This is a genomic window from Kibdelosporangium banguiense (genome assembly GCF_017876405.1).
Lineage (GTDB): Bacteria > Actinomycetota > Actinomycetes > Mycobacteriales > Pseudonocardiaceae > Kibdelosporangium > Kibdelosporangium banguiense.
Map to the genome: position 1 here is coordinate 3,888,067 of NZ_JAGINW010000001.1, position 20,446 is coordinate 3,908,512.

The window sequence follows — 20,446 nt, forward strand, 5'->3', positions numbered from 1 at the left end:
CTGATCAACCAGACGGCGTGACACGCAAGGAAGCCTCAGTGGTCCGGCGCCGCGCCCGCCTCGGCCGGAGGGCTGGCCTCGGCAGCGAAGCGAGCAACCTCGGGCGGAACGCCGCCCTTGAACGTCGCCCCGTCGAACCAGGCGCCCGCGGTGAACTGGGCATCCCCTCCGAACGTCGCTCCGTCGAACCAGGCGCTCCCGGTGAACGTCGCCCCGGCGAACCGGGCGTCCCCTCCGAACGTCGCCCCTCCGAACGTCGCCCCGGCGTACAAGGAGATCCCGGTGAACGTCGCCTGGTCGAACCGGGCGTCCTCGGTGAACGTCGCCTGGTCGAACCGGGCGATCTCGGTGAACGTCGCCCTTTCGAACCAGGCGGGCCCAGTGAACGTCGCGTGGTCGAACCAGGCGGGCCCGGTGAACGTCGCGTGGTCGAATCGGGCGATCTCGGTGAACGTCGCCCCTGTGAACTGGGCGGTCCTGATGTGGCAGAGACGGAGGTCGAGGTTGATGAGAGTGGCGCCGGTGAGGTCGAGGTCGATGCCGTCCCAGAAGGTTTCCACCGGGTGATCGGAGTCTGGGTCGGGGCGAAGGTGGGTGGTGAGGAGCCGCTGAGCGGTGAGACGCACCTGGCGTTCCTGGACCCGTTGCTCGTGGACTGTGCGGGTCTCGGTGTCGGCGTTGTCAGAAAGCTGGAGGTCGGGCGGGGTGTAGGGCATACGTAGGTAGGCACAGGTGACGTTGACGATGGTCTGGCGCTGGCTCGTGTTGTTCTGAGCCAGGCGTTCCAGAGCGTAGAGTCCGCCCAGGCGGACCGGTGCCTTCTCGGAGCCGAGCTGTTCGACCGCCTTCGTGTACAGCTCGGTGATCCGCCGCTCGACCGCGTCCTCTGCACTGTGAGCGGCGACGCGTTCGGCGAGTCGGTGTGCCTCGTACTTCTGCAGCAGATCCAGTTCGGTGGAGCGCTGCCGGCGCACAGCCAGCCACAGCACCGCTACGCCGCCCAGGCCGACCCCGAGCGTGCCGCCGGTGCGGATGGCGTCCAGCTTGTCGCCGGTCACGCCGATGCCCAGTAGCAGCCACACCGTCGCGACTGCGACCAGGACCATGACCGGGACGCCGACCACGATCACCCACCGCGGGATCGGCGTCAGCACCGGACGCCTCGGCGGTGGCCCGTCAGCTGACGCGTTGGGCAGGACGGCGGGTGGTTCGCTCACGCCTCACCATCGGCACCAAAGGGCCTAACGTAACGGGATGAAGATCGCGGTTTCCCCCGCCACGGCGAGCAACCATGGCAGGGAACATGATCACCTCCTGCCGAAGCGCTGCTGGGCAGCCTGGCGGGTGATGCCGAGGACGCGGCCGATGTCGGCCCAGGAGTAGCCCTTGCCCTTCGGCCGGTCCTGGAGCTGGGCGACGGCCTTGGCGATCTCGGCGTCCAGCTCGGCGCGAAGGTCGACGAGGCCCTTGAGCCCTTCGATGTCCAGGTCGGCCACGCGGTTGCCGTAGGCGCGCATGATGCGGCGAACGAACTGGCCGTACTTGTCGGTCTCGGTCATACACCGGCCGGTCTTCTCGGTGACCTTGTTCTCGGTGGATCGCATGCGTCAGACCGTACTGCTGGCAACGCATCCTAACAAGTCACCGAGAGATCTCTATGACCGAGATGCGATGATAGTCGCGTGTGGAGCTGCGCATCGCGGGGTCGCACCCTCGAAACCCCACTCTCAGTGAGGTTCTTGGTGGTATTCGGCATTAACGAGGATAGAAAAGACACTCATATAGGCACTTATGAGGCGCAGGGGTTCAAACCCCACTCTCGGTGGGGTTTGGAGGCGGAGCGGTCGTTTACACGCCGTGAATCTGCGACCGCCGGCCCCGCGTGTTTCGTCGGGTGATCCCATGACCATTCTTTGCGTCCTTGAGACGGACGAGAAGCTCGGCGGATCGGGTCTGGACGGCCTCCATCGCCAGCAGGCTCGCCTCTACCTCTTCAGGCTTCAGATCGGGGATGCACGTCTCGTCGACGTACTCAAGGAGGGCCTGTGCGTAGGCCGCGAGACGGGGGATGTCGTCGCGTGGGGATGCGGCCTCCTTCATAGCCTGGAAGGCGTCCCGGGTGTTCTGGATGCGCTCCTTCGGCTTCACGGAGGTGAGACCCACCGAGGTCAGCTCCTGCTTGGGCACCCGCTCGCGGATGAGGTTGCCAACGTGGTATCGAAGGGCTGTCTGGAGACGGTCCAGGTCGTCCTGCGGCACGCGAGCCTTCTTGTATACGTCGGCGATCGCCTCTCGGTAGCCGGGTGACCGGCCGCTCCAGTCCACTCGCCCGTCTTCGAGGTTGAAGTTGGACCTGAGCTCGACGATGACCGGTGCCAGCTCGCGAAGATGTTCTGTGCGTGGGTTCTTAAGGTACTTCTTGAGGATGGCCACGGCCTCGGAGGTCAGCTCACTGACGGACTTGCGCGCCATGTTCCAGGCCTCTTTCAATCACGGTGACGTCCCCAAGCAACCTATAACATCGATGGCGTCGTCGGAGTAGGTAGATTAGTCCAGAAACGCAAAAAGCCCCCTCCGTCCAGGGACAGAGAGGGCCTTGCGGGGGTGCTATCAGCAGGTCGTGAGGAACATTCGGACGAGAACGTCTGCCCGGACATGTAAGTCGTTCATGTCGCCGTCGTTGGCGATGTAGTGGTCGACGGGCCAGGCGTCCAGCGCGGTCTCGGAGATGTGGGTGTCGTTGTGGTCATGTCCACTGCGGACGATCTTGAGGAGCTGACCTCCGACGGTCTTCTGGACATACTCCGCTTCGTTCGGGAACCGGACATCCGTGATCACGACGGGGCCTGGGATCGCGTTGGCCTTGAGGCGGACCGCGTCAACCCAGACATCGGGGTTGACCTGCTCGCGGATGCTCACACCGTGTGTCTGAAGTAGACGTCGGACCTCGCGGGCCTCCTTGGCCCGCTCCCAGCCGACCTCGGCGACGAGGGACACCAGTCGGTGGTAGCCGCGGCGGCCGAACGAGTCTGGCCCGAAGACGATGCCGGTCTCGTCGGCCTCGATGGGCACGACAGGGTTGACGCCCTCCATCACTGCCCTGAGCGCGTCGGCGAAGGCGATCCGGGTGAAGCCGTGGTGCTCGATCAACCGGTGAGCGAAAGTGTCCTTTCCGGACCGCTTCTTACCGGTGATGCCGACGACGAGAGATGCCATGTACTTCTCCATGTGGTGTCGGGACTTGCCACATGGGGAGGTCTGCGAGATTTTGACGCCCTGCTCAGGCGTGGCGGAGCTTGAGGTTCTCGATCTCGGCGAGCATCTCGCGGAGACGGCGCTCAAGTTCGTGAATCTCGCTCTTCATCGCGGCCTTCTCCTCGGTCCACGTCATACGCTCGACGGCATGCCGGGCGTCGGCCTCGGCGAGTTGGGCGCGGAGCCGGGCATTGTCTGCTTCCAGCTCGTCGCGGGCGCGGGCGACGACGGCCAGGGACTGATCGAGGGTGGCGAGGTTTGCGGCCTGCTTGCCCTCGGGGGTCTTGCTCTTTCGTCGCACTGTCCACCACTTGATGACGTCTACGGCGTACTTGAGTAGGCCGGCGGAGATCAGCGCGATGAGGATGGGAATCCACTCAGCGGGAGTCATCGGTCACCTCCGGGGCGGCGTGCTTGCCTGGCGGGGAGGCCGCGGGCGTCACCTGGGCTCGGACCTTCTCGACGGCGGGCACGGCCAGGAGCAGAGCGAGCGGACCGATCAGGGCGGCGACCGTCGAGCCTGCAATGAGGCCGGCCGTGACGGCGAGGGCCGCAATGGCGAGGAGGGTCGTGTGAACGCGACGGCGCAGCGGCTCGCGCGTGGGGGCGTAGAAGAGGCGGAACTTGGCGACGAGGTCCAACATGTGGCGCATCGCTTTCCCTTCTGGGATGCCGAGAGGCCACCTTCTGCATAGGAAAGGGGCCTCTTCTCAGCTGGATTAGAGTCTCGGGTCGTCTGGCGACGGAAGGGCCGCCTCGGTGATCAGTCCGGCGGCGCGCTCCGCCTGCTCTCGGGCCGCCTGCTCCTTCTGCTGGGCATCCGCTTGGAGCGCGGCCACTTGCTCGGCCATGGGGGCCGCGACGCGCTGGGCCTCGAAGGTCGCAAGCGTTGTGGTGACCCAATGCTTCAGCACTGCCCGAACAGCCGCCTCATCATCGAGGTCGGCGGTGGCGGTGGGGTAGAGCCCACGCATGGCGGCGATGATCCGAGGGACGAGTTCGGCGGGGACGAGGAGCCCCGCCACTGGAACCGGCGGTGCGTCAAAGGGTGTCACAGGTCCGGCCACGCCGTAGCTCCGTTCTCAGTCCAAAGTGTTCGATGGAGGTCGTCCTGCTGCACGGCGGTCAGCTCGCCGGCCAGCAGGGCATCCCAGGTGGTCTCGTCGATGTGGGCTTGCCGGATTGGCCACCCCTGCCCTCTCAACCCGCGGGGGAGATCACCATCACCGAACTCCCGGGTCTGGAGGGTGACTCTCCGGGTCTCGGGGTCGAGGCTCATCCAGACGTGGATCATGCGGTGCTCCTCGGGGGTTACTGGGTGTACCAGATGCGGAGCCGGATGTCGGTGAACCGGCCGTAGTAGGTGAAGTTGGTGCCGTAGCCGGGTCCGACGGTGATGCAGGTGGCGCGGCCGTTGTAGTTGTCGTTGTTCGTGCCGCGGAACAGTGGGAACCAATCGCCGGGGACGGTGACGGTCTTGCCGCCGGGCTTCGGATAACCACCGACGTGCCAGTCACCCCTGAACCGGAAGAAGTCGCCGCCGAGGCCACGCTGATCGGAGATGTTCATGATCACCGTGCCGCCGGAGTTGTAGTACCAGTGGGACGAGTAGAGGTAGACGTCCACGCGGTCGACGGTCCCGGTGATGACGGGCAGGTTGAACCACCACATCCCGCGGCCGTCGCCGTTGTAGCCCGACGGGTCATGGCCCTGGACGACCTCGTTGCCGCCGAGGTCGGTGCGGAGTGAGCCGTTGCCACGCCAGGACGCTTTGCCGACCGCGCCGAGGTCCACGTAGTACTGCTGGACCGGCGGGGGCGGCGGGGGCGGTGGAGGCCCCTGGTAGAACGATCCGCCTCCCTGCGTGAATTGACCTGTTGACGGGATCGACGGTCCGAGGTCGCGGATCTGGAGAGTGATCTGCTGGCTGCCGAGGACCCAGGCGTCCCCCGTGCCGACTCCCCGCTCCAGTGCGAGGAGGAAGCGGTATCGGGCGTTGCGTCCAGGCTGGAAGACGTACTGGCCGGAGAAGGTCTGGTAGCGACCTCCTGCCTCCGTGGTCGTGTACCAGCTCACCAGGCGTTCATCGGAGGCCAGTGGTGCGGTAGGGGTGTCAGTGGTCCCGTCGGTGCCGCTGCGCCGGGTGACGAAGACGCGGATCTCGTCCTTCTCGACCATGGCTCTCCACGGCAGACGTACCGAGATCTCGTAAAGGTGATTCTTCCGCATGATCGCGGATACCTCGCAGACGCCGATGGCGTCGCGGATCGGGCCGTAGTCGTTGGCGAACGCGTTGGCGAACCAGCCGACGACGGCCCCGCCCTTCTCATCGAGCATGGCGGAGAGAGGCGTGCCCTGGATTACCGGGTCCCCGCTGACGTTGAGTCCGGAGAAGTTGCCCTGGCCGGTGTCATCGACCGAGGCGACGAGTTCGCCATTGGCGTTGACCACAGCGAAGTAGTCGTTCGTCGAGGTGCCGAGCCGGACTACCTCGTCCGTGCCGCCCTCAACCTCGTCCTGGCGGTAGACGCGGAAGCCGTCGGACGCCATCTCGGCGTGTGTGCCGAACTGGGGACCAGCAATGATTTTCTGGCCCGCTGCGATTTCTCCAGCTACGAGCTTGCCGACGTTGAGGCCGGAGAGGGCCTGGTCACCGAAGCTAGCGGCCACCCACGCCGACGTCGCGGCGTCCCACTTCATCGGCCGGAAGTCGTGGTCCGCCTGGAACCAGAGGTCACCGTCCACAAGCTTGTCTTCGACCACGGTCGGAGCGGCATTGTCCTTGCGCCAGAAGACCTTGTTCTTCCCGTTGGCGGCAATGACCTCTGTGTACGTAGGGGCCTGCTCTGGTGTTTCGGTCGCGGAGATCGATGACTCGGAACGGGTGTCGGCCGTCGAGACTGCGACGAAGACGACGGTCCACGGGGACGGCGGAAGGATGAGGTTTGCCGTCCCTGGGCCGATGAGGTCAACCCTGTGGGTGGCCTCGTTAGGCGTGTAAACGGAGTAGGTCGATGCGTGGACCTCCAGCCGGTGGAAATCGCCCGGCTTCTCGGCCCCGCCGAAGAAGCTTCCGTCCCACGTGATGGCCAGCCCGCCGACCGTTGGCTCCAGAATCGGCGCCGAGGGCATCGGGGGAGGCGGCCCGTTCACCGTGATGAAGCCGGTGGTCCCGTCCGGAAGTTGGCCGACGGTCCCCCGGAGGTTGCCCTCCTCGTCATACACCGCGATGGCGCCACCCTCGATGGATCGGTGGGACGCCTGGGATCCGCGGGAAAGCGAGGAGACCTGGCGCTGGAGGTCGGCGAGCTGCCTGGCGAGCTGCTTGGCGGGGTCCTGGACAGGCACAGTCAGCCTCCGTAACGGAAGTGGTCGGATCGGGTCACTTCGAGCGACGCGGTGTTCTCGCCCGTGAGCGCCCACGACGTGATGCGGACCCACATCTCCAAGTCGCCGAGCCAGGGAAGTTCGGCCCGCACTAGGACGTCGTCGCCCACCTGCCAGGAGCCGAGAGGGGCGTTGGGATGGTCGATGACGTCGAGCTTGGTGATGCGGAGCGCGGCCTTACGGTGGGCCAGTTCGTCGGCGATGAGCGCGTCCATGCGTGCGGCGTCCGTGGTGGCCTTGTCGGAGTAGACCGACACGCGACGGAGACGGCCGTCGCGGAGGCCGGTTTCCCGGCGGACCATCGAGCGGCCTTCTCCAGCACCGAGGCCGAGGATGGTGTTCGCGTATTCGTCCCCATTGGACTCGACGGAGACGACCTTGGCGACGTTGTCGCCCTGGACGAAGGCGAGGTCCTCGCGGCGTCGGCCGATGCGTGGGTAGCCCAGCTCGACCTCGTGGACCACGGACTCCTTGTCCGGAGCCCAGTAGTGCTTCTCGATGTAGTCAAAGGGAGTTTGCTTGGCGAGGTTGTCGAGTTCCTCGCCGCAATTCGGGTGTTCCCACCAGAGCAGCGCGTAGGGCTCGGCGTCCTTGCCCAGCCGGACCGATGTCGAGGTGGAGCCGGTCACGATCACCCGAAGGTCGGAGTCCGGAAAGCTCTGCACGTGCCGCCAGAGCTCGCGGACGACCTCGGCCGGGTCGACGCCGATCTTCGAGTACTCGCCTTCGTAGGTGATTGCGCGCGGGTAGGTCGTGAACCCAGCGCACTCCAGCCGCCAAGACTCGCCCTCGAATGAGCTGGAGATGACGATTCCGCCCCAACGGATCTCGCCGCCGGACTCGGCGTAGATCAGCGTTCCCCACTCCTCCAGGAGGAGTCGGCCGTCGTCGGTTCGGAGGCCGCCGACATCGGGGGCGATCGTGCCGGTCAGGGCGCCCGGCCCGGAGAGCGTCCATTCCAGAGAGGACAATGTGATGGGGATGTCCCAGTCGAGCCACTCACCGGTCGTCGCGCGTTGGGCGATGAAGGTCCATGCGCTCATCGATCAGACCACCAGTTCGCGGAAGCGGACGTCGAAGGCGATCTGTTCTCCTTCGCCGAACCAGATATCTCCGGTGTTCTGCGGGAAAGTGCGGCGGGAGTTGACCTTGAGCGTTTGTGTGGTGCCCTGGTAGGCCCGGACGTCGAACTCGGCGTACGCGAAGTGGTTGATCTTCTCGACGAAACCGACCGGAGTGCCGGGGTTTCCGTTGTGGTCGAGGTAGGAGATCGCGCCGAAGAGGTTGCCGAGCTGGATGCGGGTGTTCACGTCACCGGGACCGGTGGCGCCGATGCCGCTGAGGTGAATGGAGATCTGCGCGTGGGTCGCCCACGTCGGGATCGTGACGGACATCGTGTTGAGGGGCCACGTGCGCCAGTCCGAGTCCGTGACACGGATGTACTCGGCGCCACCTCCGGCGGCGTTGATGCCTGCCTGGACGTCGTAGTCGTTCCAGCTCCGCGGCCGGGCCAGCTTGCGGAGGTCCTTGATCATCGAGGACGTAATGGTCGCGGTGTTGGCCGGAATGTCTATGCGGGCGAGTGGGATTCCGCTCTGGCCGGCCGGCATCGTGGTCGTCGTTGGCGAGACGTTCGGGATGACACGCGTGAAGATGTAAGGGCCGGTGGTCGGGTCTGCCGGGTCGTTCCAGGGCTCGCCCGGCATGTTCGGGTCCTCGACACGAGCGACGACGAGGTCCGAACGGCCGGAGCCGGAGCCGGTCGCCGAGATGGCGACGACGTCTTCCGACGGGTTACGACCCACGTAAGTCTGCTGGGCTCCTCCAGCCGCTTTGTTCAGCATGAAGCAGGCGCCGGAGAGCGCACGTACGGACGAGCCGGGTACGTCGAGCGGGACGACCTTGAGATCCCCCGGGGTGACGACGCCCTCGGCGCCGGACGTCGCGGCGTAGGCGAGGAGGCGTGCAACCTCGGGCGAGTGGTGGGCGCCTCCACCGATGAACCAGGGGACGGAATCCCACATGAAGGTGATCTCCTTGCAAGACGGGTCGGCCCCTTGGACCTGGCGCCAGACGAGGGGAGCGCCAGGCCCAGGGGCCGAGTTCGGGGGCCTACCGGATAGATCTGCGCGGCCAATGCCTCGAAGGCGTTGGAGGGTCAAGGACTTCTTGACACCGAAGGCGCGACTTTGGGATCTCCGTGGGCAGGTCAGAGGGAGGCGTAGGTGGGACGCCAGGAGAGCCGCACACGCGCGGTCCCCGTTGGGTCGTTCCCCTTGAGTCCGACCTCATAGGACCCGGCGGCGAGGGCTGCCTTCGAGAGGCGGGTTCCGCGGACGGCGCCAGCCACGTTGGCCGTCCCGTTCCGCAGTGCCGAACGAGCCCAGGGCCGGGTATCGATGGTGATCGACTCGTCGTAGAGCAGGGTGAGCCGGACATCGAAGGTGAACCCTGAGCCGCCAGTACCGACGACAGTGAGGACGGGGTTAGCGACTGGTCCGTGGATCTCGACGACGGGCCAGACCGGCATCTCCGATGCAACGCGGATGGCCTGGGAGCGATCGGAGTTCATCGTCGTCGACAGCGGCGAGGCGAGCGGGGCCAGAAGGCCGCCACCTAGCGGCGGGACGATGCCAAACTGGATGGTCTCCGTGTCGGGTGCGTAGAAGAGGTCGTCGATGGCGGCGAAATCCGCTGTCACCGTGACGAAGCCGTTTACACGCACATCGGAGAAGTTCGGCGAGAACCGGCGTGGCCGTCCGAACGCGACTCGGTCGCGGCCGGCGTACCGGGCGTGTAGCTCGGCGACGCCACCAGGAGTGAGTCGGACCGGGTCGGCGCGCCAGGCCGTCGTGAGGAGGGCGGACTCCCGGCGGGCATCTTCCTCCGTCCGGCCGCGGACTCCGAGGTCAAAGGAGATCGTGCGGCCAGAACGGAAGTCCACGCCGAACGTCCGTCCGTCCGTGCGGGGCCGATCGACGTCGGCGACGCGGATGTCCACGTCGCCGACATCGGGGGTCGTCCGGTTGAACGTAGGCAGGTCCGGAGTCCCGAAGGTGTACTCCATGCCTGGATAGGTCAGCTTCCACTGGCCATCAATCACCGGAGCGCACCTCCTCGCTTGATCCTCCGGAGCTGGAACATCGCTTCCTCCATCTGGTCACGGACGCTGGCGCCCTCGCCGACCTGGAGGATGAGGTCCCCGCCGACAAGCGGGGCGTTCCCACCGCCAGCGGCGATTGACTTGAAGACGCCCCACTCGTCGTGGGTAAAGACGGCCTCGGGCTTGCCGGTCTTGTTCAGGACTGGAGTGAGTCCCGGCTCCAGTACGCCGCCCTGGTCGTACAGCGAGACGTGGACGTGGTCGCGGTGCTGGAGCGTGTCGTTCCGTCCGCCGCCGGGGTGGCCGTATGGCTCCCAGCCGCGGCCGGAGTTGATGTGGTCTCGCCAGATCACGTACTTCGTGCCGAATTTGGCGGGGTTGGCGGTGAACCAGTTGGCGATGTTGTTGCCCAGGTTGATCGAAGCCGCCGATTGGTAGTTCGGGATCATGACGTCGATGGCCTTGCCGAGGGCGTGGTCCGACGGCGTGTTAGTCCCGGCGATGTTCCGATTGGCGTAGCCGCCGATGTTCTGGATTCCCCAGGTCCGCATGACGAATTCCCTGGCCGCCTTGGCCATCGGGCCGAGACCATTGACTCCGGGGGGACTGGGCTTCTTGGCGCTGTAGGTGCCGGAGTCGGAGTCGAACCAGGACTTGACCTTCTCCCAGATCTTCGAGCCGACCTGCTTGACGGTTCCGATCAATGCGTCCGACCACTGGCCTGCGCCCCAGCCCTTGCCGCCGTTGATGGCGTTGATGGCGTCGGTGACGATCCCAGCGCCCGGGATGTATTCGAGCGCGGTGCTCAGCCAGCCGGGGAGGGAGATGATCCCGCCGTCCTTGTGGCTCTGCTCGTACTGACTCCGCGCGGCCAGAGCATCGGCGACGCCCTGGAGACCTCCTGTCCGGGCCGCGGCGTTGAGGGCGTTTACACCGTGCACACCCATCACGCGGGTGAATTCCGGCCGCATGATGGCCTCTCCACCGGAGAGGTTGAGGATACCGCCGGTAGGTGAGACGAACCGGTGGACATCACGGCCGGGCGTGTACCCGGGCAGGACACCGCCGGTCGCGTACGCACGGTTGCCGCCAGCTCGGCCGAGGTTGGTCGGGACCACGGCGCCGGTCGCGGCGTCGAGCCTGAAGGCTTCGAGGTCGTCTCCGCCCCAGAGGTTATTGATCCAGTTCCAGAGCTTGCGGAGCCCGTTGTTCCAGACGAAATCGACGACCCACTGGATAGGAGACATGAGCTTCTGCCTCATGCCGTCCCAGACCTTGCCGATCCACTCGACGGCAGTGTTGAAGCTGTCCTTGATCACATCAAGAGCGCGACCGAATGCACTGAAGACGGGCGAAAGGACGTTGTCCCACACCGACTTCATGCCGTTGAAGAGTCCGCTCCACCCTGTGCCTATGGCGTCGAAGATCGGCTTGAGGATGGTGTTCCAGAGCCACCCGGCCGCGACGGAGATCGCATCCCAGGTGGGCTTGAGGACGTTCTCGTAACTCCAATCGATCCCAGTGAGCAGTCCGCTCCAGCCGGCAGCGATGCCTGCGAAGACCGGTGCGAGCACGTTGTCCCAGAGCCAGCGGGCAGCGATCTGGAGCGCATTCCAGGTTGGCTGGAGGATGTTCTGCCAGGCCCACTGGATGCCGGTTATGACGCCGTTCCAGCCCGCCTTGATCCCGTCGAAGGTCGGCGAAAGGACGTTCTGCCACAGCCAGACCGCCACGTCGGCGACCAGTTCGAAGGTCGGCTTGAGGACGTGCTCCCAGTAGAGCTTGATGCCTTCGGTCAGCACCTTCCAGGCCAGCATGATCGGGCCGAAGACGACGACCATGAGGAAGATGCCGAGAGCCTGGGCCACAGTGCCTAGCACGTCGAAGACCGGCTTGAGGATGTTCTGCCAGGCCCACTGGATGCCCGTGACGACGGCGTCCCAGCCGGTCTTGATCGCGTTCCAGACCGGTGAAAGCACGTCGTTCCAAAGCCAGGAGGCGGCGGCACCGACAGCGTGGAGCGCACCGTCCACAATGTTCCGGAAGGTCTCGGAGTTCTGGTATGCCGCAACAAGAGCGCCGACCAGGAGTCCGATGATCGAGACGATCTTGACGATTGGGTTGGCGTTCATTGCGGCGTTGAACAGCCACTGGACGGCGGTCCATGCCTTTTGGACGGACTGGGCGATCTTCATCTGACCGATCCAGGCCGTGAGCCACTTGACCACGCCACCGGCTGTGGAAACGGCCTGGGCCGCTTGGTGGGCGATCATCGCAGCACGCAGGGTTCCGTAGGCCACAGCGAGACCGATGACGAGTTCCTTGTTCTCAGCGAGGAATCCCGTGATCTGAACGAGGATTGGCAACAGGAACTTGAAGATCTCCCAGGCAACCTGCACGGAGTCGCCGACCGCCCCCAGAGCCGGGCCGAGATGCCCGGCGATCTGCCAGAGATTGGCGAAAAGTTCCTTCGCCTGGTCGATCACGGGGAGGATCTGCTCGGCCTTGCTTCGGAAGTAGTCGACCTTGTCGCCTGTGTTGCCAAAGATGTTGTCGAGGACCTCCCCGATTCCCTGCGCGTCGCGCTCTGCGATCGCGGCGAAGAGGTTGGGGACCTGCTGGACGAGGACGGTCGACTTCTGAGCTACAGAGTTGAGCGCGGAGTCGATGATCGGCGTGGCCTCGGACATCATGCGCTTGATGCCGGGGATGAACGGCTGCATCGCCTCGGCGAGGTTGAGCTGCACGGCGTCCTTGAAGGTCGAAGCCATTCCCTTCAGGGACTGGCTCTGCGCCGCCATGAGGCCGTTGAAACGCTCCAGACCCTTACCGGTCTCCAGGGCCGTCATGAGTTGCTCAAGCTCCTGACGGCCCAGCTTGCCGGAGTTCGCCATCTCGGCGAGCTGCTCCGTGGTCTTGCCAGTCGCGCCAGCAAGAAGGTCGAACACGGGGATGCCGGCGTCACGGAGCTGCCAGAGATCCTCGGCCGTGATGCGCCCGGCGGCGTTCATCTGCTGAATCGCGACGGTGGCGCGCTTGAAGCCCTCGGCGCCAGTTCCCATACCGGAGGTGACGTTGCCGAGAGTGGTCATGATCGGGATGACCTTCTCGGCGTCGATCCCGATGGAGATCAGGGAGGACGCGGCCGTCTGGAGCTCGGGGAACTCGAACGGCGTGGTGGCAGCGAAAGCCTGGAGCTTGCGCAGGAAGGCGTCGGCCTTCACGGCGCTGCCGAGGAGGGTGGTGAAGGCGATGTTCGCCTGCTCCATGTCCGACGCGACTTTGAGGCCCCAGGCCGCGGCCAGGCCTCCGCCGATCGCGGCGCCCGCAGTGGCGAGAGCGAGTCCCTTTGCGACGGTGACCGCGAGTCCCGCGACGGCCTTCGAGATGCTGCTACGTGCGTCGCTCTCGAAGCCGGTGGTGTCTGGCCGGATGCGGACGTATGCGTTTCCGAGGATGGAGTTGGACAGGGTAATCGCCTCCTCTCGCGGGAGATGGGGATGGGGAGGCGGTGTCAGCCGCCGAAGATGCGGGCGAGGCGGTCGATCTCGCGGCGGCGCTCGCGGCGGTCGACGGATGACTTTGTGGCGGCGGGACGCGACTTCGCGTAGACCTCGTCGAGGGTCTTCCGGCGGCCGTCGTCCTCGCGGACGATGCCTTCCAGGAATGCGAGGAAGTGACGCGCGCCCAAGTCCAGAACCGACGCTGGGCCGCCAACTCGGGCGATGAGGCCGAGTATCACTGCTCGGGACTCGACCTCATTCCACGAGTCGGCGGCCCAGCCGACGAGGGTCTGGACTACTCCGTAGGGCGGCCCAGCGTCTTCTCCATGATCTCCTGGAGGACTCCAAAAAGGACGCTGTCGTCGTCGGCTGCCGGGGAGCGGTAGACGGCCTTCTTGAAGCGCGTGTACCCGTCGCCCAAGGTCACCTCGAAGAACTCGGCCAGGACGGCCATTGCCTCCGGATCACCCGATCCGGTGCGCGCAAGCTCGGAGATGAGCAGCGTGTTCGGCTTGCGTTCGATCGTGTATTCCAAACCCTCGAAGGTGACCGTTCCGAAGCCGGTCTCCTTCTTCTCGGCGATGTCGGAGTCGATGGCCTGGACGGCCTTCTTCTTGGTGGCAGCCATTTTCAGTGTCCTCGTCTGTCTACTGCGGGAGTTCGGTCAGGAGGGGAAGGTCAGGGGGTGACCGGGGTTACGCCGGAGCCGCCGTCGCGGTCGTCGGCGTAGAAGGCCTTGAACGGAGCGCCGCCGAGCGCGGGCTTCTCCAGCCGGAACTCGGCCGGGATGGTCACCTTGTCGGCGCCCTTCCGGCGGGCCATCGAGACGGAGCCACCCTGGAAGACCTGGGGGAAGACCCAGCGCTCCTCGCGGTCCTCCGAGTCGAAGACCAGGACCCGGCGGACCTCGGTGCCCGGCTCCGGCGGCTCGTAGGAGACGTTGCCTCCGGCCGTCCGGGTCACGGTGCCGCCGTTGAAGGCGAGGGTCAGGTTCCGGACGGTGTTCTCCGCCATCGCGAAGGTGACCGTGCCGTTGCGGCCGGTGGTCCGGTAGAAGACCGGGTCGAGCGACTCGGCGACTTCAACCGGGTCCGAGGACAGCTCGTAGGAAAACTCGGAGCCCTCCTCCGTGTAGCCGATCGGCTTGAAGGCGGCGTCCAGCGTGGTGCCAAGGTCGGTCGGGAGCGCGGTGCCGAGCGGGGCGTAGTACAGGCGGCCGGGACCCAGAGACAGGGCACCAGCGTTGCCGGGGCTGGTCAAGAGGAGTACCTCCGATGGAGAGATCTCGGTGGCGAGTGCCTGCCGAGGTGAGGATGTGCGGATCAGCCGTTCGGCCGGAGAGCGGGACGAAGGTGAGGCCGGGCGGGGTGGTTCTGAGTGCCGACCTCCCACCACCACAGGTAGAAGCCGGGATGATGCTTCGAGTAGCCGACATCGACGTGTGCGCTGTCCTCGTCCTTGCCTGGCACGGCGATGATGGCGTCAATGGGGTCGTCGGTTCCCTTGACGAAACGACCCTGAGCGTCTCGGCGGACCTTTCCGGCGGGTTCGCTTCCCGGTGGAGGGACCACGGACTTCGCGTTCGCGCGGGCACGGTCTCTGACCTGTCGGCCGACGGTGCCCATGAAGCGGACGGCCTCGTCGCTGCGCATGATCTCTGCGAGGGCGCGGGCGTCGATGTGGACTCGGCTCACTCCTTGGCTGCCCCCTTGGCGGCCGACTGAGCCTTCGGGTGCTCGGTGGCGACCTTGTCCTTACAATCGAGGTTCTCGACGGCGGACGCCGGGACCTCGCTCCCCTTGCGGTACGCAAGGACGCCAGGCGCGGCGTAGATGTCCTGGGTGGCGATGTGGCGGGTGTCGCTCATGACGAAGCTCCAGAGAGTCGGATGCCGACGGTGATGAGGAACCGAGGGAGTTCGGTCTCGGGGTCGGGCGAGGAGATCGGGTCGGTATCGACCCACCTGCCGTGGACGAGCGCGTCGAGGACGACGGCTCGTTTCGCGGTGGGCCAGTTGTTCTTGATCGCCCACGCCAGCGCGCCAGCCTGGAACTCGTCGTCGGCCCAGACTTCGATCTGGTAGATGGGCGTGGCCTCCCAGCTCACGGGGGCCTCGCGGTCGCTGACCTTCGTGACTCGGATAGCGGGGAGGGTGGAGTCGAGCTGGGTTGAAACGCGGCCACCGATCTCGTCGAGGCCGGGGAGCGTTGTGAGGAGAGCGATGATGGCCGGGTCGGGATAGGGAACGGTCATGCGGTCACCGGTCCGACGTACTTGAGAATGGCGGTGACAACGCCGATCTTGGTTTTCGGGACGACAGCGGCGAAAGGCTTGCCCTCGACCGTATAAACGTGTCCCTTGCTCACCACATCGTCGGCGGGCCGGAGATCGGTGCCGAGAGGCATGGTCGCGCGGAACTCGTTCACCACAAAGGCTTCGCCTTCGACGCTTCCGGTCTGCTGGAGAATGCCGTCTACCGTGGTCTCGGAGAGGACCACCCGCGTCGGCTTGCCGAGAGGGTCCTTGGGGCCTGGGCCGTAGCGTCGGACCTTGAACAAGTTCTGCTCGAAGAGAGCCTTGAAGCTCACTGGCCACCGCCAGGCCGGATGGTGAATGCGCGAGATCGGCCGATCGGTGCCGGGGAAACGCTGTCGAGGTTCGCGCGCTCGTCGTCGGTGAGCGAGAAGACCGCGGCGATATCAGCGTCCGCTCCCCCGAAGGTCAGACCGGCGCCTCCCGCGTTGAGTTGGCGAGCGCCCTTGGGGTTGGAACCGATGCGGACCAGGACTCCGAAGAGGACCCCGGCCACCACTTGGGCGGCTCGGCCCTTGGCGGCCTCGGGGTCGCCGTTGTAGCCGGCACTCACGACACGGAGGCCGGAAGCGTAGAGAGCGTTGAAACGCGCTTCGGAGATGTCCTCGTCGAGGACGAGGGCCAGCTCCTCGCGGGAGATGAGCTGGGCCATGCCCGCTCCCTCCATTCTAGTCAGGTCGCCGCTTCATTTAAGCCATGCGAAGAATCACCCAATGGGGTGGCAAAGTCGCCGAGATGGAGTACTGCAAACCGCTTGAAGAGAGGATTGACTTGCCCTCGCAATGAATGCGTGACGATGTGGGTAAGGAGGCGTCATGGCCACCGCGCAATCACCGGATGCCATGAATGTAGGCCAAGGCTCGATCGATCGACTTGCTGAACGTGTTGCTCGGGATCACAGAGAGACGCAGCAGGTAGCCGTTCGATGGTCGAGGCTGGGCGTCATTCTCCCGGTTGTGTCGGCCATCGCGGCTGCTATCGCCGGCGGTGTAACTAGCATTAGTGACCTAGACGGTGGCTGGAGAGCGTTCGTGATCATCGTATCGTTTGTAGGCACCGCTCTATCGGCCGGAATCGCGGCGCTCCGCGCGCCAGAACGGGCGGAAGGTGCCCGCCGCCGCGTAGCAGAGTTGGAGTCTGTTCAGCGGTGGATTCCGGCGATCACTGAGGGAATTGAACATTCTGGTGGACCGTCAGAATTGGAACTTATGCGACGATACCATCTGCTGCTGGCTCGAATTGACGAGATCAACGGAGTGGTTAATCCCTGGAAAGGAAATCCGCCCTGGGTTCCTTCTTCGTAAATCAGGTGCCCGGGTGGTCTCATCTGGTGCTCGGGCAAGGTGTCGTGACGAGTTAGCCCCGCGGCACGGAGGAAGGGCCGGCCTTGTCTACCAGAGGCCGGCCCTTCCTGCGGATCACTCCGTCTTGCTCTCGGTGGCCCTTGCGGCAGGCTTACGCCTGGTCGTCGCCTTGGGGGCTGAGGTCTTCGGGGTCGGCTTCTCGTCCTCGACCGCCGGACCCTCGGTGGCTGGCTCCGCGACCTCCTTCGGCGCCGCGGCTTCCGGGGCGTCGAGCAGTGCGGCCCGGTTGGTCACCTCGGCCCAATCAGGGACTGTGTCGCCCGGCTTGAGGACAGCGCTCTTGGCGCCATCATGGGAGCGGACGTGTACGTAGGTGCGCACCTCCACGGGTGGCGCCCCCTTTCGTCACAGAGAGATCTCTGTGGCTAGGTCAGACGGAAGCGATGAAGAGCCGTTTCGGCTGGCTCAGGATGGGCATGGCCGTTGCGTCCACGTAGGTGAACTGCCTGTAGGGCGGACCTACCTTCTCCACGATGCCGACCAGGCCAGCTGCGCCCTGGAAGGTCATCTCCGCCTTGTTGCTGTTCACCAGCTCCAGGGCGGTCACGGAGACGCCCAGCGCGGTGAAACCCAGGTCGCCGAGGCTGGCCGGGGTGAACAGGACCTTCGCGTCCGCCATGACCTTCGTGGCGACGCCGTCCACGTCCAGAGACGTGTCCGGAAGCTCGACCAGCGGCGGCAGGTCCTCCGAGGCCAGCAGGTCGCGCAGCTCCTGCGCGGTGATGCGGGTCGCCGTCGAGTTCGCAGCCGGCCCACGGGCCAACCGGACGAGCTGCTCGTTGCGCTGCATGAGCCGGATGGTCTTCATCTTGGCTCGGATCGCGCCCGGAGCGCCTACGCCGGAGTCGATGTACGCCTGCTGCCAGGCGAGCAGGTCGTCCAGGATCGGGGCCGTCGGGTCGGTCCAGCTCTTCGCCGCGGTGACGATGTTCTCCGCAGGGACGCCGAAGTCGGCCTCACCCTTGTAGCCGTTCTCGTTGATCGTCAGCTTGCCGTCGGCGAGCACGTCACCCCAGGCCAGTTCAAGCCGGTTGTAGACCGACGCGGTCAGGTTCTCCGCGTCGTTGTAGATCGCGTTCGCGAGAGCGGCCTTGTTCGTGCCGGAGGTCCGGGCGAACTGGATCTGGAGCCGCTCGTACTCGCCGAGGTTCATGCTGTTGCCCAGCGGCAGGAGCGAGACCTCGGAGGTGCTGCCGCCATCGCGGGCCATCGTCGGGAGGTTGCCGTCGAAGGCGCGGAACTTCGCGGTGCGGTTGGTGTGGACCAGCTCGGAGAAGTCCACCTTGTGGTCGTCTACCGTGCGCTGGCCGATGTTGTTGAAGAACGCCAGGTTGGCCGGCGTCGGCACCTCGCGCACGAATGCGGTGAGGGCGTCCGGAGTGACCTCGGCGTCGAAGAAGATCGCCATGAGTTGGGGTTAGCTCCTGTTCTCGCCGGGATCAGGCGTAGAAGTAGATGAGGGGCAGCGCGGCCTTCACGGTCGCGGCCGGAGCACCGCCGGGCAGCTTCGAGCCGAAGACGAAACCGTGGACGAGCTGTGCGGTGCCGAACGTCTTTTCACCGTGGCTCGTGTCGATGCTCTGGAAGAGCAGGCCGGTCGGCGTCTGGCGGCCGTCGTTCGCGGTCGAGTCGTACGGCCCGTACAGGCCGGTCGCGGTGACGCGGCCGAGGACAGTGCCGCTCTTGATGTAGCCGTTCACCTTCGCGCCGGCCGGGAAGAGCGCGGTGTCGACGGTGACGCCGGGCATCGCGTTCGTCTCGGTACCGTGCGGGCCTGCGAGCCAGCTCCGGTCCTCACTCTGGACGGCCGGGGCCTTGCGGACAGAGATGTTGGTCATGCGGGGGTGTCCCTCCTACGGGGATCGGTCAGGACTTCTTGAAGCGGCGCCGTGCCTCGTCGAGGCCCGCCTCCCGAGCGCTGGGCTTCTGCGTGGTGCCAGTGCCGCCCTGGGATGGGTCAGGCTTCGGGGCTGTGGACTTCGGCGCGGTGCCCCGGAACTCCAGGGCTGCCTTGGCGGACTCGCGCATGGCGTCCTCATCGCCGCCGTGCAGGAGCGCGGCGGGAACGCCGGTTTCGGCCGCGACCTTGTAGCGCGCCAGTTCACGCTCGGCCTTGCTGGCCTTGTCCTCGGCGGCCTGGAGCTTCTGGTCCGGGGTCATGCCCTGGGCCTTGATCTGGTCCAGCTCCTCCGCGGCCTTCTTGTTCTCCTTGGCCCGGGTCTCCCACTTGCGGGAGTTGGTCTTGAGGTCCTCGAACTTGGCGGTCAGCTCGGCGAGCTGCTCCTCCACGCTCTTTGGCGTCTCGTCGGACTTCGTGCCGTCGTTCTTGCCGTTCGGGTCCTCGGCGCCGGGGTCAGGCTGGCCGTTCGGATCGGTCGTGGTCTGGCGCATGGTTGTTGTCTCCCGTAGCGGGACAGGCCCCGTTGCGGGGCAAGGGAAATCAGGTGATGTAGCCGAACCGCTTGAGGAGCCGAATGGCGTCCTCGCGGTCCTCTGCGATCTGGTAGATCGACTCGGGCATGAGGCGGGGCGTCGCGGCGCGCGTGCGCCAGATGGGCTGCCCGTTGCTCTGCTCGCGGGACTGGGTGGAGCCGGATGCCTTGATGAGGCGGGCGCCGGCCAGGCCGCGCTTGGTCGTTCCCTCAGAGGTGATGTAAACGGGCTGGCCGTAGACGTCCGTGCGGACGATGCGGCCCCGTTCGGCTCCGCCTCGGAGGATCTTCTGCTCTTCGGCTGTCAAACGGCCGGGAGCGGAGAGGCCCATGGCGCCACGGCGGGCGTTGACGACCTGGGCGATGTCGGCTCCGTCGCGGATGGCCTGAGCGCCCGCCTTCGTGAACTGGCGGTTCTGCTCGGCCTCCGTGAGGGAGTTGAAGTGGGTCTTGGGATCGGTTTGAGCGGTCAGTCCCGGCGTGTCCTCGGCGGCGGGGATGTTGCGGCACTTGCACATCGGGTGCCGGTCGAATCCGTCGCTCCAGCGGTACCAGCGGCCCGCAAGGATTACGCATCGGGAGCAGGCTTTCGCCTCTACCAGGCGCACCCATCCGGTCCGTGGCCGTGCGGCGATGGAAAGACCGGTGGCACTGCGCCCGGCGTCCTGGACTTGCGTCCCGACGATCCGGGTGAGCTGGGCGAGTCCAGCGGCCATCGATTCACTGGCGGTGGCGCCTCCAGCCTGAGCGACGCTCGCGGTGATGAGCGGCTGAAGGAGAAGCGAGTCGAGAGGCAATCCGTCCGATGCGACACCTGCCAGGGATGCCGGGATGATGGCTCCGTCGGCGTCCACGGCGATACCTGCCTCTGCGAGGACGAGGTCCGTGTAAACGTCTGCGGCCATGGCGGCGAGTTCCTGGGATCGCGCGACGGACAGGAAGATCTGATCGCCGACCTGGTCACGGACCCAGCTCTCGGAGAGCCGGGTCGGATCCAGGCCGCTCCAGATGTCCTGGGCGGCCTGGACGGCGGCGGCCATGATCTTTACCTGCTGCTCGTAGGACTCAGCGGCGGCGATCTCCGGCATG

27 protein-coding genes are annotated in these 20,446 nt (G+C 65.9%); 1 reads left to right on the forward strand and 26 read right to left on the reverse strand.

Annotation, left to right across the window (positions count from 1 at the left end; translation table 11 throughout):
* Positions 1–35 precede the first annotated feature (35 nt).
* The 21 genes from JOF56_RS60155 to JOF56_RS18590 all read right to left on the reverse strand — a co-directional run bounded on the left by JOF56_RS60155 (position 36) and on the right by JOF56_RS18590 (position 16,213).
* Positions 36–1,217 carry a pentapeptide repeat-containing protein gene (locus JOF56_RS60155; RefSeq protein ID WP_209639578.1) on the reverse strand — a complete coding sequence of 394 codons (1,182 nt, stop codon included), beginning with the start codon at positions 1,215–1,217 and terminating at the stop codon, positions 36–38.
* Between the two features lie 90 nt (positions 1,218–1,307).
* Positions 1,308–1,604, reverse strand: coding sequence for a hypothetical protein (locus tag JOF56_RS18495; protein WP_209639581.1), 297 nt, complete (start codon positions 1,602–1,604; stop codon positions 1,308–1,310).
* Positions 1,605–1,848: 244 nt separating this feature from the next.
* Complete coding sequence (locus tag JOF56_RS18500) at positions 1,849–2,472, reverse strand: hypothetical protein (RefSeq protein ID WP_209639584.1); 624 nt, start codon at positions 2,470–2,472, stop codon at positions 1,849–1,851.
* Between the two features lie 138 nt (positions 2,473–2,610).
* Entirely contained in the window at positions 2,611–3,216 is a 606-nt protein-coding gene (locus JOF56_RS18505; protein ID WP_209639587.1) for a deoxynucleotide monophosphate kinase family protein, read from the reverse strand.
* A gap of 64 nt (positions 3,217–3,280) precedes the next feature.
* Positions 3,281–3,646, reverse strand: coding sequence for a hypothetical protein (locus tag JOF56_RS18510; protein ID WP_209639590.1), 366 nt, complete (start codon positions 3,644–3,646; stop codon positions 3,281–3,283).
* Positions 3,633–3,908: a hypothetical protein gene (locus JOF56_RS18515; RefSeq protein ID WP_209639593.1), complete on the reverse strand. Its 276-nt coding sequence runs from the start codon at positions 3,906–3,908 to the stop codon at positions 3,633–3,635. Before JOF56_RS18515 ends, JOF56_RS18510 begins: the two co-directional genes overlap by 14 nt.
* A gap of 66 nt (positions 3,909–3,974) precedes the next feature.
* A complete protein-coding gene (locus JOF56_RS18520) occupies positions 3,975–4,229 on the reverse strand; it encodes a hypothetical protein (protein ID WP_209639596.1) in 255 nt (84 codons plus the stop codon).
* 77 nt (positions 4,230–4,306) lie between these two features.
* Positions 4,307–4,549, reverse strand: a complete 243-nt coding sequence (locus JOF56_RS18525; RefSeq protein WP_209639600.1) for a hypothetical protein — start codon at positions 4,547–4,549, stop codon at positions 4,307–4,309.
* Between the two features lie 17 nt (positions 4,550–4,566).
* Complete coding sequence (locus JOF56_RS18530) at positions 4,567–6,603, reverse strand: hypothetical protein (protein WP_209639603.1); 2,037 nt, start codon at positions 6,601–6,603, stop codon at positions 4,567–4,569.
* Between the two features lie 2 nt (positions 6,604–6,605).
* The gene (locus JOF56_RS18535; RefSeq protein WP_209639606.1) at positions 6,606–7,685 is read right to left on the reverse strand and encodes a hypothetical protein; all 1,080 of its coding nucleotides are present in this window, start codon (positions 7,683–7,685) and stop codon (positions 6,606–6,608) included.
* A 3-nt stretch (positions 7,686–7,688) separates the two neighbouring features.
* The gene (locus tag JOF56_RS18540; protein WP_209639609.1) at positions 7,689–8,666 is read right to left on the reverse strand and encodes a hypothetical protein; all 978 of its coding nucleotides are present in this window, start codon (positions 8,664–8,666) and stop codon (positions 7,689–7,691) included.
* A gap of 185 nt (positions 8,667–8,851) precedes the next feature.
* Entirely contained in the window at positions 8,852–9,745 is an 894-nt protein-coding gene (locus JOF56_RS18545) for a hypothetical protein (protein ID WP_209639612.1), read from the reverse strand.
* Positions 9,742–13,323: a tape measure protein gene (locus JOF56_RS18550; RefSeq protein WP_307855791.1), complete on the reverse strand. Its 3,582-nt coding sequence runs from the start codon at positions 13,321–13,323 to the stop codon at positions 9,742–9,744. Before JOF56_RS18550 ends, JOF56_RS18545 begins: the two co-directional genes overlap by 4 nt.
* Complete coding sequence (locus JOF56_RS18555; protein WP_209639618.1) at positions 13,260–13,487, reverse strand: hypothetical protein; 228 nt, start codon at positions 13,485–13,487, stop codon at positions 13,260–13,262. Before JOF56_RS18555 ends, JOF56_RS18550 begins: the two co-directional genes overlap by 64 nt.
* Positions 13,488–13,543: 56 nt before the next feature.
* A complete protein-coding gene (locus JOF56_RS18560; RefSeq protein ID WP_209639621.1) occupies positions 13,544–13,876 on the reverse strand; it encodes a hypothetical protein in 333 nt (110 codons plus the stop codon).
* Positions 13,877–13,926: 50 nt separating this feature from the next.
* A complete protein-coding gene (locus tag JOF56_RS18565) occupies positions 13,927–14,508 on the reverse strand; it encodes a phage tail tube protein (RefSeq protein ID WP_209639624.1) in 582 nt (193 codons plus the stop codon).
* A 62-nt stretch (positions 14,509–14,570) separates the two neighbouring features.
* Complete coding sequence (locus tag JOF56_RS18570; protein WP_209639627.1) at positions 14,571–14,942, reverse strand: hypothetical protein; 372 nt, start codon at positions 14,940–14,942, stop codon at positions 14,571–14,573.
* Positions 14,939–15,115 (reverse strand): hypothetical protein, encoded by a 177-nt coding sequence (locus JOF56_RS18575; RefSeq protein WP_209639630.1) that lies wholly within the window; start codon positions 15,113–15,115, stop codon positions 14,939–14,941. Before JOF56_RS18575 ends, JOF56_RS18570 begins: the two co-directional genes overlap by 4 nt.
* The gene (locus tag JOF56_RS18580; protein WP_209639633.1) at positions 15,112–15,501 is read right to left on the reverse strand and encodes a hypothetical protein; all 390 of its coding nucleotides are present in this window, start codon (positions 15,499–15,501) and stop codon (positions 15,112–15,114) included. The genes JOF56_RS18575 and JOF56_RS18580 overlap by 4 nt, the downstream gene beginning before the upstream one ends.
* Positions 15,498–15,836, reverse strand: a complete 339-nt coding sequence (locus JOF56_RS18585) for a hypothetical protein (RefSeq protein ID WP_209639636.1) — start codon at positions 15,834–15,836, stop codon at positions 15,498–15,500. Before JOF56_RS18585 ends, JOF56_RS18580 begins: the two co-directional genes overlap by 4 nt.
* Positions 15,833–16,213 (reverse strand): hypothetical protein, encoded by a 381-nt coding sequence (locus tag JOF56_RS18590; RefSeq protein ID WP_209639638.1) that lies wholly within the window; start codon positions 16,211–16,213, stop codon positions 15,833–15,835. Before JOF56_RS18590 ends, JOF56_RS18585 begins: the two co-directional genes overlap by 4 nt.
* A 163-nt stretch (positions 16,214–16,376) precedes the next feature.
* Between JOF56_RS18590 and JOF56_RS18595 the strand changes: the two genes are divergently transcribed.
* On the forward strand, positions 16,377–16,865 hold the full coding sequence (locus JOF56_RS18595) for a hypothetical protein (protein WP_209639640.1): 489 nt from the start codon (positions 16,377–16,379) through the stop codon (positions 16,863–16,865).
* A gap of 114 nt (positions 16,866–16,979) precedes the next feature.
* Here JOF56_RS18595 and JOF56_RS18600 read toward each other — a convergent pair whose 3' ends face one another.
* The 5 genes from JOF56_RS18600 to JOF56_RS18620 are packed head-to-tail and all read right to left on the reverse strand — an operon-like array spanning position 16,980 to position 20,445.
* Positions 16,980–17,252 (reverse strand): hypothetical protein, encoded by a 273-nt coding sequence (locus tag JOF56_RS18600; protein WP_209639643.1) that lies wholly within the window; start codon positions 17,250–17,252, stop codon positions 16,980–16,982.
* A gap of 43 nt (positions 17,253–17,295) precedes the next feature.
* Positions 17,296–18,333 (reverse strand): major capsid protein, encoded by a 1,038-nt coding sequence (locus JOF56_RS18605; protein ID WP_209639647.1) that lies wholly within the window; start codon positions 18,331–18,333, stop codon positions 17,296–17,298.
* Positions 18,334–18,364: 31 nt separating this feature from the next.
* Positions 18,365–18,763, reverse strand: coding sequence for a head decoration protein (locus JOF56_RS18610; protein ID WP_209639651.1), 399 nt, complete (start codon positions 18,761–18,763; stop codon positions 18,365–18,367).
* 28 nt (positions 18,764–18,791) lie between these two features.
* Positions 18,792–19,316, reverse strand: coding sequence for a prolipoprotein diacylglyceryl transferase (locus JOF56_RS18615; protein WP_209639654.1), 525 nt, complete (start codon positions 19,314–19,316; stop codon positions 18,792–18,794).
* A 49-nt stretch (positions 19,317–19,365) separates the two neighbouring features.
* The gene (locus JOF56_RS18620) at positions 19,366–20,445 is read right to left on the reverse strand and encodes a hypothetical protein (protein ID WP_209639656.1); all 1,080 of its coding nucleotides are present in this window, start codon (positions 20,443–20,445) and stop codon (positions 19,366–19,368) included.
* Position 20,446 lies beyond the last annotated feature (1 nt).

Coding starts and splice junctions, on each gene's coding strand:
- JOF56_RS18605 (WP_209639647.1), bottom strand. CDS start 18,333: ATGGCGATCTTCTTCGACGCCGAGGTCACTCCGGACGCCCTCACCGCA.
- JOF56_RS18620 (WP_209639656.1), bottom strand. CDS start 20,445: ATGCCGGAGATCGCCGCCGCTGAGTCCTACGAGCAGCAGGTAAAGATC.
- JOF56_RS18610 (WP_209639651.1), bottom strand. CDS start 18,763: ATGACCAACATCTCTGTCCGCAAGGCCCCGGCCGTCCAGAGTGAGGAC.
- JOF56_RS18525 (WP_209639600.1), bottom strand. CDS start 4,549: ATGATCCACGTCTGGATGAGCCTCGACCCCGAGACCCGGAGAGTCACC.
- JOF56_RS18615 (WP_209639654.1), bottom strand. CDS start 19,316: ATGCGCCAGACCACGACCGATCCGAACGGCCAGCCTGACCCCGGCGCC.
- JOF56_RS18515 (WP_209639593.1), bottom strand. CDS start 3,908: ATGCGCCACATGTTGGACCTCGTCGCCAAGTTCCGCCTCTTCTACGCC.
- JOF56_RS18520 (WP_209639596.1), bottom strand. CDS start 4,229: ATGCGTGGGCTCTACCCCACCGCCACCGCCGACCTCGATGATGAGGCG.
- JOF56_RS18535 (WP_209639606.1), bottom strand. CDS start 7,685: ATGAGCGCATGGACCTTCATCGCCCAACGCGCGACGACCGGTGAGTGG.
- JOF56_RS18595 (WP_209639640.1), top strand. CDS start 16,377: ATGGCCACCGCGCAATCACCGGATGCCATGAATGTAGGCCAAGGCTCG.
- JOF56_RS18505 (WP_209639587.1), bottom strand. CDS start 3,216: ATGGCATCTCTCGTCGTCGGCATCACCGGTAAGAAGCGGTCCGGAAAG.
- JOF56_RS18580 (WP_209639633.1), bottom strand. CDS start 15,501: ATGACCGTTCCCTATCCCGACCCGGCCATCATCGCTCTCCTCACAACG.
- JOF56_RS18500 (WP_209639584.1), bottom strand. CDS start 2,472: ATGGCGCGCAAGTCCGTCAGTGAGCTGACCTCCGAGGCCGTGGCCATC.
- JOF56_RS18590 (WP_209639638.1), bottom strand. CDS start 16,213: ATGGCCCAGCTCATCTCCCGCGAGGAGCTGGCCCTCGTCCTCGACGAG.
- JOF56_RS18560 (WP_209639621.1), bottom strand. CDS start 13,876: ATGGCTGCCACCAAGAAGAAGGCCGTCCAGGCCATCGACTCCGACATC.
- JOF56_RS18575 (WP_209639630.1), bottom strand. CDS start 15,115: ATGAGCGACACCCGCCACATCGCCACCCAGGACATCTACGCCGCGCCT.
- JOF56_RS18540 (WP_209639609.1), bottom strand. CDS start 8,666: ATGTGGGATTCCGTCCCCTGGTTCATCGGTGGAGGCGCCCACCACTCG.
- JOF56_RS18495 (WP_209639581.1), bottom strand. CDS start 1,604: ATGCGATCCACCGAGAACAAGGTCACCGAGAAGACCGGCCGGTGTATG.
- JOF56_RS18510 (WP_209639590.1), bottom strand. CDS start 3,646: ATGACTCCCGCTGAGTGGATTCCCATCCTCATCGCGCTGATCTCCGCC.